Genomic DNA, 202 nt, shown 5'->3' on the forward strand with positions numbered 1-202 from the left:
GCGCTGCGGCCAACGCCGCGATGGGCTCGTCGAACCCGGTGCATGCTGCGACGGGCGCGAAGATACTCGGCGATGTCGAGGAACTGGATTTCGTGCTTCCGGGCATTTTGCCGATCGGTTGGCAGCGCTTTTACAACAGCCGCGACGAACGCCAAGGTAGCCTGTTCGGTACCGGTTGGAGCGTGGCCTACGAGGTGTGCGT

1 protein-coding gene is annotated in these 202 nt (G+C 63.4%); it reads left to right on the plus strand.

Annotated elements, in window-relative coordinates:
* The coding region (locus NTD89_RS07235) for a DUF6531 domain-containing protein (RefSeq protein WP_262206859.1) at window positions 1–202 on the plus strand (202 nt) is incomplete at both ends.

This window comes from Pseudomonas sp. 14P_5.3_Bac1 (genome assembly GCF_025466135.1).
In the GTDB taxonomy this organism is placed as follows: Bacteria; Pseudomonadota; Gammaproteobacteria; order Pseudomonadales; family Pseudomonadaceae; genus Aquipseudomonas.